Origin of the sequence: uncultured Gimesia sp. (genome assembly GCF_937910335.1) — a bacterium.
Taxonomy (GTDB): domain Bacteria; phylum Planctomycetota; class Planctomycetia; order Planctomycetales; family Planctomycetaceae; genus Gimesia.
The window spans coordinates 1-11,147 of sequence record NZ_CALEMX010000435.1 but is presented as its reverse complement, the minus strand read 5'-3'; the positions used below and the strand labels follow the sequence as shown (position 1 = coordinate 11,147).

Here is an 11,147-nt window from a genome sequence, read left to right as displayed (position 1 = left end):
TTGTGCACAACTTCTGCACATTTCCTCACACACAGAAATGTGTGTGTTGCAGATGTCAACATGTTACTTATTGGAATGCCTGTTTTAATTGATGCCTGTTTTTTAGCAGCATCAAAAATATCCCGCGAAATTAAACAGATATCACAGACAACAAACGCAATACTGGTTTTGCCATCCTTTAAAACCAGAGCACGCGCATGTAAAGGATCATGGGCTGATATTGCCTGTCGATCCTGAAAGCTCCCGGTCATTGATACCGGGTAGTTTCGGGGATTGATATTCACCTTGGCTGCACCCGCCTGGAGTAAATTTACAGCGCCTTCTGCCACGTTGAGATTCAGAGAAATCAGAACCGCTATCAATATCATCATTCGAAACATTCCGAGAGCTCCTGTCAGTAAGATCATTTTGAACTTATTTTTTGGGTTGAGGTGTTGCAGTTTGGGTTACATCTTTTTTCCAGGCAGTAAACGCTGCCTGCATTTCCTGAACACGTTGGGGCTGCATTCGAGCCAGATTTTGTGATTCCGAAATATCATTCTGGATGTGAAATAATTCGACAGCGGATTGGCGATTCTGATTTAAGACCAGTTTCCAGGGTCCCTGACGAACGGCTGAACGTCCATTATAATCCCAGTAAATCAGTCGCGGCTTCAATTTCTGTTGTTTCACCAACAGGGAAAGCAGACTGATGCCATCCAATTGATGATTAGAAGGCAAAGTTGCATGTGCCAGATCTAAAATGGTTGGCATCAAATCGATGCTGATTACTGTCTCATCACATACACTGCTGGCAGAAATATGACCGGGCCAACAGGCAATAGCGGGCACACGATGGCCTCCCTCCCAAACGCTGCCTTTGAATCCACGTAACTTCCCATTTGAGCCTTTATTATTGGCACCATTATCGGAAAGGAAGAAGATAAACGTTTTGTCCGTCAATTTTAGTTCATCCAGTACAGAGACGATTTTACCGATTCCCCGATCCATTTCTGTATTCATTTCTCGATAGGCATTGGAAATATCTTTTCGCTTGGCAGATTTGATATCGCCTACGCCTTCTTTCCTCATTGGCTTATCATCTGGTCCCTGATAGGGATAGTGCACGGCTTCGTGTGCGATATACACGAAGAACGGTTTATCCTTCTGTTCGCGAATAAAGTTGACCGCATGATTGGTAATCAAGTGGGTTACATAACCTTGTTCTGCTCGATTTAGATTCGCATTGTGCCACCAGTCAAACACCCCCGTGCCATCCAGATGAGCGAAATAGTCTACGTTCCCACTGACGTAACCCACGAACTGCTCAAAACCTCGAAATGTAGGATTGTACTGTTTCTGATATCCAAGATGCCATTTACCAAACATTCCCGTCCGATAACCGGCTGCCTGCATACTTTGTGCTAGCGTAATTTCATTCTTCTGCAATCCGTGATGCCGATTTCTTTTCGGGTCAGCATACACAACACCGTCAATGCCAGCCCGCTGCTGATAGCGTCCTGTAAGCAGACCGGCTCGTGTGGGACTGCAAACGGTTCCGCTGAAATGAAAATCGGTAAATCGCATCCCCCTGGACGCCAGACGGTCAAGCTGGGGAGTATCACACTGTGTACTGCCATAGCAACTCAGGTCGCCATAACCCAGATCATCGGCCATGATAAGCACAATATTTGGGCGGACTGTTTTATCTTCTGCTGTCACAAGAGCAGGAAATAAAATGCAATAACACGCGGTGACCAACACAGATTTCATAAGGAGCTTGCCTCATTAGCGATAGAATCTTTTGCCAGACAGATCAAGCATATCCTGTAACCGTCCTTACTGGCGCAGACTGATTCTGTCGAAAGTTGTGAGATCAATATCACTACTTCCGCCCCCTATTAGACCGCAGTCTGTGACACAAATCAATCATCTCAGCGTGAAGTTGGCGTCACCAGATAAAACGACCTTCATTTCAGTCATCAATACAGAGGAACTCCGGTGTTGCAGCATAAAAGAATACAACCACTGAGTTTTCGAATGCTTAAGCAAAAAGCTCACTCATGATGCGTCCGTGCGGAACCAGCATCGTGGGTCGACCGGTATTCGTATAGTATTCCTTGAGTGGATCGATGCCTAGTGTATGATAAATCGTGGCGGCAATATCATCCGGTTTGATATTCGTTTTGTCGTCAGGTGCATCGCCGGCTTGATTGGTTCCACCTACAAATTGTCCCGGCTTGACGCCACCCCCGGCCATCAGGCACCAGTTCACACGTGGATAATGATCGCGGCCAGCATTCACGTTAATTTTGGGAGTACGGCCGAACTCTCCCATGATGACGACCAGAGTCCGTTCCAGTAGCCCTTTCTGTTTCAACATTTCCAGACCGGCTGTGATACCCGTATCCAGGGCGGGCAATAATCTGCGATGGCCGGCAAAATTTTCAGTATGTGTGTCCCAGCCTTGATAAGTCACGGTTACAAAGGGAACTCCGAATTCAATCAGTCGGCAGCCAAGAAATACCGATTGGCTGAATTCATCGGGAGTAAAGGAGTCGCGAATCTTCGAAGATTCCTGTTCGACATCGAACGCGGCGCGCGCTCGTTTTGAGGTAATCATGTTATAGGCCTGGGAACCAAATTTATCCAAAGCTTCTAACAGTTGACTCTCCGTAGCATCCGCCTTAAACCGGCGATCCAATTTTTTGAGAAGCTGTTGTCGCTGATTCACTTTTTCAATGGTTAAACCATCGGGTAACGAAATGCCGCGTACTTGAAATGGTTGCCCGGGACGTGGAACCGTATTCGTTTTGAATGGAGCATAGGCATCACCCATGTAACCGGCATTCCACTCTGTTTTCGGAATGGCAACATAACCGGGTAGATCAGGCTTACTGGATATCTCTTTACTGATTACGGATCCTAGTGACGGAAAAATCAAAGCCGGAACCGGTCGGTTGCCTGTCGAAATCCAGGATTGTCCCTGAGGATGAGCGCCCGCGGAGTGTCCAATTCCACGCAGGAGCGTAAACTGATCAGCCATTGCGGCATACTTGGGTAAGTATTCACAGACATTATGCCCGGGGAGATTCGTTTGAATCGACTTGAACTCACCTTGCGTGTCAACCGGTGCTTCTGGTTTCCTGTCCAATGTATCAAGGTGAGAAACACCCCCGGCCAGATTCAAAAACAGAACAGAATCTGCTTTCGGTTTTATTTTGTCTCCGGATTCTTCATTCGCTGCGGATAACTTAAGAAAACCAGGAAGCGACAGACCAAGTCCGCCGAGAAACCCGACTTGCAAAGCATTTCGTCTGGTAATTTTTTCGCGATGATTCATACCATAGTCCTCAGCGAAAACTGTTTCATAAGTTTATCAACGTTTCAGATTTAGTGATTGGTAATAAATTCCTGGGTATTTAACAGCACCCATAATAAATCGTGCAGACCTTCTTTTAGAGTGCCTGTCGACTTCAGGTATTGCAGACTTTCTTTCATCTCGATCTCTTCGGGAAATCGGGAGAGTGTTCTTAAATATGCTTCAGTGACAAGCGACTTTTGGTCTACTTGTTTAAGATCTGTTTTATTCAATTGAGTTAACCAGCCATCTGCTCTTGTTAAATTGCTCAACATTTCTTCATCGTTTCGCACATAAAGTGACTGCAGGAGCGTTGGTTCGTCCTGACGTTCACAATCGCAGTTCGTGGTCCGTAATGGTTTCCCAAACACTAACAAGGAGAAATCAATGGCACGAGCCTGGTAAGACTTCGGATGTTGTGAAATTTTGCGGCCTTCAATCTTACTCACAAACTGATTTACTTTTTCGTTGTTTGACGTCGCCTGCAGAATGGCGTCGATGGCAACTTCCGCAGGTAAACGCCGTAGTACTGCATGACTAAAATTACGAGTATCTTTGCGATTCGACTGATTGGGCCGCCAGCTCAATTGATAGGTTCGACTATTTGTAATGGTACGATGCAGCCATTTCATATCGTAGCCACTCTCAATAAACCCCTTGACCAGATAATCTAGCAAGGCCTTATTACTGGGTGGGTTGGCCTGATTCAAATCATCCGGCGGATTGATAATCCCCACATTAAAATAATGAGCCCAGATACGATTCACAAAGGCTTTCGCAAAATAATGATTGGGTTCATTCAGCATCCAACGCATTAATAATTGACGTGGGTCAGTATTTTGACTGAGATTGATCTCCTGACCTCCCAGCAACTTGGCGATCTGCTTATCACTCTTGGCTGGTTCGATATATACTTCACGCCAGGGAATTGGTCGACCTTCTGCTGCTATCCGCAAATAACTTTGCCTGCGTAATGCCGCGGTATTCAATTTCACCGGAACGCCCAGCATATTGCGAGATTGCTCATGCAGGACAGTCGCATCGGGAGGCACACCAAATTTGATACGGGTAAAAAACTCGGTAAACAACACAAAATCCTGTTTGGACCATTGATCAAACGGGTGCTTATGACATTGGGCACAATCCAGCCTCATCCCCAAAAATGTATAGCCAAACGCCAAAGCTTTATCGGAGGGTACAGACATATTACTGCGCGCCCAGTAATGTGGCAGTGAATTATCGAGAGCCGTAAAGTCAGCGCGGTCTTTGCTACTGGTATACTCACTTTGTTGTGCCATAAATTCTTCAAAGGTCTGCCCCGGTTTTCGGCTCGTCCCTAAGATGATGCCAGAGACAATTTTGTCCCAGCCGACATTGTCTTGCACACGACGTTTGATCCAGGCATTCCACTGACTCGCCACTGGCTGTGCCATTTCTGTCCCGCCAAGATAACCGGCATTACTCCCCGTGAGATCACAGAGCTTCATGCTCCACCAGGCAACATAGGTAGATCGCTTGAGCAGTTCTTCAATTTTTTTACTGCGTTTATCGGTTGATTTTTCTTTTACAAACGCGCGAACTTCTTCCGGTGTCGGCAGAGTTGCTGTGAGATCCAGACTGACACGCCGGAGAAATTCTTCATCCGTGCATAAGCCGGAAGGTTGAATCCCTAACTTTCGCAGTTTGTTGACGATATGCTGATCGGTTTCTGTGGGTGTCGGAACTTTTGGGTACTCGCCTGGTTGATACTTCTTTACAGGTAAAATCACCTGTGTTGAAAAGATCCCATTATCGTAATAAGAAATCACATAAGTATCGCCGGTTCCTTTGGCTTGGATCACTCCTTCCGGTGTAACGTCGGACACGCTATCATCTTTCGATTCAAAGCGCGTCAGACAGGTCACGTCTTCACGTGTACCATCTGACCAGACCGCGATCGCCTTGATCGCCGCCTTTTCCCCTTTTTTCGAGAAGACAATCTGTTTGGGTGTGACTTCCAGGCGCACAAACTGAGGGGCGTTTTTCTCAACGGATTTCGCTCCGCCATTGATCCACTCCCGCAATAATTTCTGTTCCCAGCCACCGGGAGGCAGTCGCAGCCCTCCTTCATGCTCGTCTTCTGAAGTAGGCTTATTCAGGACCAGACTTTCCTCTGGATTCTGTTTGTCAATACGTTTCAGCAGGTTGTCATGGTCCAATTTAAAATCGTAACCAAACATGGAAAGTTGAAAACCACCACGGCCCTGAAACGAACCATGACAATTGCGGCTGTTACAACCCAGTCTCCCGAAGAGCGGTATTACATGTCTTTGAAAATCGGGTGTGAGTTTCTCGTTGCCATTGATGCGTTCCTGAATAGGCGCTAAAACTGGCTTCTCAATCAGTGAATTCGAATCGGAGAAAAGCAACGCCTCCGACTTCTTGTCTGCTTCAGAAGCGAGCTCAGAGAAGATATTCGTTTTCGCAAGTTTTTTCTTGAGTTGGTTGATTGTGTCACGAGTGAGTTGTGTGTGATAGAGCTCAACCCCTTTCAGTTGTGGCATTTTTGATACTGCATCAATAATATTCTGGTCTAACGCATTGTGATTGAGAGCCAGATATTCCAATTGAGGTAAATCAGCAAGGTGTGCAAGGTGTTTGCCCCGGACCTGAGTCCTTGAAAGATAGACCACTTTCAACTGTTTCAAACCAGCTAGAAGACTGGCACCTGCGTCACTCACTTTGGTTCCGGAAAGAAACAACACTTCAAGATTTTTCAAACCGACCAGATGCTGTAAACCTAAGTCTGTGACATCAGTATTTTTTAGAGAAAGCACCTTCAGTTGTTGCAGGTGTGCAATCTGAGCCAGACCCTTGTCTGTGATTTTCGTATCGTCAAGAGAAAGTCGCTCCAGCTTGTTGAGCTTTTTCAAATGAGAAAGCCCCGAATCAGTGACCGCCGATTCAGAAAGCATTAAGGTATCCAGATTGGTCAGATGCTGAATATGAACCAGTCCTTCATCGCCGAGATGCGGACAGACGATCGCCAGATAATCCAACTTCAGAAACTGCTCAAGATGTTCGAGCTTATCAAGAGTCACATGCGGCTTACTCAGACGTATAAGCCGTACAGAACCATCTTTATTATGCTGCAAATTGGTGTAGAAACCACGCAGTCCTAAAGCGGCGATCTGCTCGGGAGTCCTGGCGGATATTGGTTCCTCTACCTCAGCTGCAAATGTTTGCTGAGAAAAGCAGATCAGGAGCATCAATATTGCTGTGATCAACTGTCGTCGTAAATGCATCCGTAACCTCATTCAGTACGATTTCAAATACACATCTGCCTGAGTCAATTACATAAGTATACCTTAATGCGTGCGTATTATATAAGCAATATTAAATAATGTTTGATTTGCGAGATTTGCCGAATACCAGACGTCAATCGTCGTAACTGCTGATATTCATTGAGCGGTCCATCCACCATCAATGGTCCAACAGGCGCCAGTAATGGATTTCGCCTTCTGAGAGCAGAGATAACTAACCATTGAGGCGATTTCATCTGGTTCGATCATCTTGCCTGTTGCTGACGCTTTTAGAAAAACCTGGCTCTCCACTTCTTCGATACTGATTCCCAGAGTTTTTGCCTGGGATTCGATCTGCTGTTCTACAAGAGGAGTACGGACATATGCCGGACATATCACATTGGCAGTAATTTGAAATGGACCGCCTTCCAGAGCTGTGGTTTTCGTCAGCCCCACCAGACCATGCTTGGCAGCAATATAGCCAGCCTTGTTTACGGATGCCACCTGTGAATGAATTGAGCCCATATTGATGATGCGCCCCCAATTTTTTCGCTTCATGACAGGAAACAAGTATCTGGTTAGCAGAAAAGGAGCCGTCAACATGACCTGCAGCATTTTTTCCCAAACCATTTCCGGAAATTCTTCCAGTGGTGAGATATGTTGAAAGCCGGCATTGTTCACCAGAATATCAACGGATCCAAATTCCTGAAGCACACGCTCGACCAACGCATGACAGCTTTCCTGTTTTGACAAATCGGCAGGAGTATACAGGCAGCGTTGATTTGTCGCCGATAAGTCTGACAGATATTCGGGTTCGTTCAAATCAGCAATCACAACATGATAACCATCATGAAACAATGTCTTCGCGATTTCGGCTCCGATACCGCTGGCAGCTCCCGTAATCAAAGCGGTCTTAGGTAATGACATGCCTTACTCCTCACTCAATACTTGTTGAATCCGTGCCAGTTTCTCATCTCTCCAGGCAGTCCATTCGCTACGACTTTTTTGTTTCAGATAGGTCTCTGTACCGGCCACTGCTTTTTGTTTAGCCGAATCGGGAATCGTTGTCCAAACTTGCATCTCCTTCCAGTACTCTTCAAACGAGGCTCCAATCGTATCGAAAAACTTCTGATAGCCCCCTTCACCACCGCCGAGTTCATAAATCAGATGCTGTCCCATCATGGCCCATCTTAATCCCGGCCCCTTACAGAGTGCAGCGTCAATATCTTCCACGCTGGCAACTCCTTCATCGAGTAAAGCCAGCGACTCCCGCCAGACAGCCGCCGCTAGACGATTCGCAATGTGACCGGGGACTTCCTTATTCAAAACAACAGGATGCTTTCCAAGTTTCAGAAAAAATGCTTTGACGGTGTCTACTGTGAAAGCAGCAGTCTGCTCGCCAGGAACCAGTTCGACCAGTGGAATTAAATGAGGTGGATTAAAGGGATGGGCAATTAACGCGCGTTCGGGATGCTGCATGACCGACTGCATTTGTGTCATCAACAACCCTGAAGAACTACTTGCCAAAATCGCGGTATCCGGTGCATATTGCTCAAATTCGCGATAGACGTCTGCCTTGATCTTATAATCTTCGATGACCGATTCCTGCACGTAATCAATTTCCGATAATAATTCGGAGAGTGAGTTCACAGTTTGCAGATTTTGTTGACCTGTTTTCGCTGCTTCCGGGCTGAGTAAATTGAGATGGACGAGCGTCTGCAAGTTGTTGCCTGCTATTTCCAGTGCACGCGCTTTCACTTCGGCGTTCACGTCATAGATACGAACTCTCAAACCTTGCGCAGCAAAAAACGAGGCCCAACTTGCGCCAATTAAGCCTGCACCCAGAATTCCTATTTTCTGCATCACATTGGCTCTCTATCTATCAAAGCGGTTTATTCTTCCGCAGCCTCAAATAACATCGCGATTCCCATGCCTCCACCAATACAAAGGGAAGCGATCCCACGTTGTACTTCCCGTTTCCGCATTTCGTGCAGCAAGGTTACGGCGATTCGGGCGCCACTGGCGCCCAACGGATGGCCGAGCGCAATCGCGCCGCCATTCACATTCACACGTTCTTGATCCCAGTCTAATGTTTTCCCGACTGCCAGCGTCTGCGCTGCAAATGCTTCGTTGACTTCCAGCAGATCGATCTCAGACAAAGTAAGCGATTCCGCTTTTAATAAATGCTCAATCGCGTGTGTGGGTCCCAGACCCATATACTTGGGATCCAGACCCACATTGGAAAATGCGAGGATCCAGGCTAACGGCTTTAAGTTGTGCTCCTCAACAAAACTTTCATCGGCGAGTAACAAAGCCGCTGCTCCATCGTTGATACCAGACGAATTGGCGGCTGTTACTGTGCCGTCTGGTTTAAAGGAAGGACGTAAACTGGAAATCTTTTCAAAGTTTGTCTCTTTACGAGGGTATTCATCAAGGGTTATCGATTCCGGCTCTGCTTTCTTTCTCGGCACCGATATACTGACAATCTCATCGTCAAATTTTCCTGCAGTGATAGCAGCCTGACAGCGCTCTTGACTTTGAACGGAATAACGATCCTGTGCTTCACGCGAGATCTCATACTTTTCTGCCAGGTTCTCAGCAGTAATACCCATGTGACAATCATAAAAGGCATCCCACAAGGCATCATGAACCATCGAGTCAACCAATTGCCGGTCTCCCATTTTGAAACCTGACCGAGCCCCCTGCAGTAGATAGGGAGTGTTGCTCATACTTTCCATCCCGCCTGCCAGCACAACGCGTGCATCGCCACACAAAATCGTCTGCATCCCGAGTGCCACAGATTTCAATCCGGAACCGCACACCATATTCACAGTTGTCGCTGGAACCTGATAAGGAATCCCAGAATTCACGGCTACCTGTCGTGCCGGGTTCATGCCACAACCGGCGGTAAAAACTTGTCCCAGAAAGACTTCATCGACCTGGTTCGCATTCAGACCGCTGCGTTTAAGCGTTTCCTGGGCTGCTATAGTGCCCAACTGCACTGCGGATAAATCTTTGAAAGCACCATTAAAAGCACCAATGGGTGTTCTGGCAGCGCTTAAGATGGCAATTCTGTTGTTTCCCGGACTCATATTTCTGAACCTTGATAGAGATCTCTTAATTTCCGACGCATCACTTTATTAGATGCAGTTCGTGGCATTTGTTCGATCTCGTGTACGAGATGAATTTTAAACAGAGGATTTAATTGACTGCGAATGATCTGTTGCATTTCCTGCTGTAACTGATCTGCGACGAACATTACCCCCTCATGTAAGACCACAAAAATGACTAGCAGACTGGGGCCCCCACCTTCTGGTGGAACTGCAATTGCTGCAACCTCTCTGACTCCGGTCGCCTGATTTAGTAACTCTTCCAATTGTACGGAACTGACTTTGATGCCCCCCAGATTCATGGCATCATCAATACGTCCTTGTGCCCGATAATACCCCAAGGGTAAGGCTTCAATCTGATCACCGTGCCTTCTGAGAGTCTGTCCTCCGGGTCCTGGCGGAATGTCAGCAAAATAGACTTCATGATGATCGCGATTGATCAAACGAGTTGATAAGCCGATGACGGGAGGCTCAAAAAAGACTTCTCCATTCGTTGTTTCGTTACCTGTTTCATCCAGAAGGAGCCAGGAAAAACCGAGAGCCGGACAGGAAAACAGACCGGGTACACCCGGTTTCAAAACGGTACCTGTGATATAACCGCCGCCCGTTTCAGTGCCACCACAATATTCGATCACAGGACGATAACCGGCGCGCGACATCAGCCACAGCATGTCTTCAGGATTTGAACATTCACCCGTCGAACTGAAAACTTTAATCTGCGACCAATCCAGACCCGCGACACGATCCTGACTTCGCCAGGCTGAAACGATACTGGGAACCAGACCTAACATCGTCACTTTCGCGTTCTGAACAAATTCACAAAATGCACGGCTCGTGGGAACCGCATCGGTGATCGCGATCGTCGCGTCATTTATTAAAGAGGCATACACCAGCCAGGGGCCCATCATCCAGCCGAGATTTGTGGGCCAGCATACTACATCACCGGTATGAATATCGTGATGCAGATAACCATCACCGGCAGCTTTGACAGGCGTTGTCTGATCCCAGGGAATTCCTTTGGGATTTCCTGTAGTGCCCGAAGAAAACAGGATCGTCGTTTCATCATGCGGTTTTCGTGCCGCGTATGTCAGCGCGTGATGATCGGATAAAAACTCTGACCAAAGTTGATCTCCTGAACGGAGCGGAATCTGACTGGACTCGCTTTCCGGAAGAACAATTGCCGGTAATTTGCTTTCGGACTCCAGCTTGGTATACAGAGGCAGTTGTTTATTGTTTCGAGAAATGACATCCTGAATAAAAATCAATTTCGGTTCTGTTATCTTAAGCCGAACTTGCATTTCCTCTGCTGAAAAGCTGTCGGCAATTGTCACGACTACACAGCCAGCGGCGATAATTCCCAGAAAGATCGCCACTGATTCCGGAGTCATCGGCATCATCACCGCTATGCGTTCGCCT

The 11,147-nt window shown here is 47.0% G+C and carries 7 protein-coding genes and 1 pseudogene; all 8 read right to left on the bottom strand.

Going from position 1 to position 11,147, the window contains the following annotated elements; translation table 11 throughout:
- A pseudogene (locus Q0668_RS17205) lies at positions 1–380 on the bottom strand (hypothetical protein); the annotation flags it as partial.
- 34 nt (positions 381–414) lie between these two features.
- A complete protein-coding gene (locus Q0668_RS17200) occupies positions 415–1,752 on the bottom strand; it encodes a sulfatase (RefSeq protein WP_298866860.1) in 1,338 nt (445 codons plus the stop codon).
- Between the two features lie 271 nt (positions 1,753–2,023).
- On the bottom strand, positions 2,024–3,322 hold the full coding sequence (locus Q0668_RS17195; RefSeq protein WP_298866858.1) for a DUF1501 domain-containing protein: 1,299 nt from the start codon (positions 3,320–3,322) through the stop codon (positions 2,024–2,026).
- Between the two features lie 50 nt (positions 3,323–3,372).
- Positions 3,373–6,624 carry a DUF1549 domain-containing protein gene (locus Q0668_RS17190; protein ID WP_298866856.1) on the bottom strand — a complete coding sequence of 1,084 codons (3,252 nt, stop codon included), beginning with the start codon at positions 6,622–6,624 and terminating at the stop codon, positions 3,373–3,375.
- Positions 6,625–6,780: 156 nt separating this feature from the next.
- Positions 6,781–7,548, bottom strand: a complete 768-nt coding sequence (locus Q0668_RS17185) for a 3-hydroxybutyrate dehydrogenase (protein ID WP_298866851.1) — start codon at positions 7,546–7,548, stop codon at positions 6,781–6,783.
- Between the two features lie 3 nt (positions 7,549–7,551).
- Positions 7,552–8,484: a 3-hydroxyacyl-CoA dehydrogenase NAD-binding domain-containing protein gene (locus Q0668_RS17180; RefSeq protein ID WP_298866849.1), complete on the bottom strand. Its 933-nt coding sequence runs from the start codon at positions 8,482–8,484 to the stop codon at positions 7,552–7,554.
- A 29-nt stretch (positions 8,485–8,513) separates the two neighbouring features.
- Positions 8,514–9,713 (bottom strand): acetyl-CoA C-acetyltransferase, encoded by a 1,200-nt coding sequence (locus Q0668_RS17175; RefSeq protein ID WP_298866847.1) that lies wholly within the window; start codon positions 9,711–9,713, stop codon positions 8,514–8,516.
- Positions 9,710–11,147: AMP-binding protein (locus tag Q0668_RS17170; RefSeq protein ID WP_298866845.1), on the bottom strand; the 1,438-nt coding region annotated here is incomplete at its 5' end. The genes Q0668_RS17175 and Q0668_RS17170, both read right to left, overlap by 4 nt.

Bases quoted from the DNA above. Each gene is read 5' to 3' on its own strand.
- Q0668_RS17200 (WP_298866860.1), bottom strand. From the start codon at position 1,752: ATGAAATCTGTGTTGGTCACCGCGTGTTATTGCATTTTATTTCCTGCT.
- Q0668_RS17195 (WP_298866858.1), bottom strand. From the start codon at position 3,322: ATGAATCATCGCGAAAAAATTACCAGACGAAATGCTTTGCAAGTCGGG.
- Q0668_RS17190 (WP_298866856.1), bottom strand. From the start codon at position 6,624: ATGCATTTACGACGACAGTTGATCACAGCAATATTGATGCTCCTGATC.
- Q0668_RS17185 (WP_298866851.1), bottom strand. From the start codon at position 7,548: ATGTCATTACCTAAGACCGCTTTGATTACGGGAGCTGCCAGCGGTATC.
- Q0668_RS17180 (WP_298866849.1), bottom strand. From the start codon at position 8,484: ATGCAGAAAATAGGAATTCTGGGTGCAGGCTTAATTGGCGCAAGTTGG.
- Q0668_RS17175 (WP_298866847.1), bottom strand. From the start codon at position 9,713: ATGAGTCCGGGAAACAACAGAATTGCCATCTTAAGCGCTGCCAGAACA.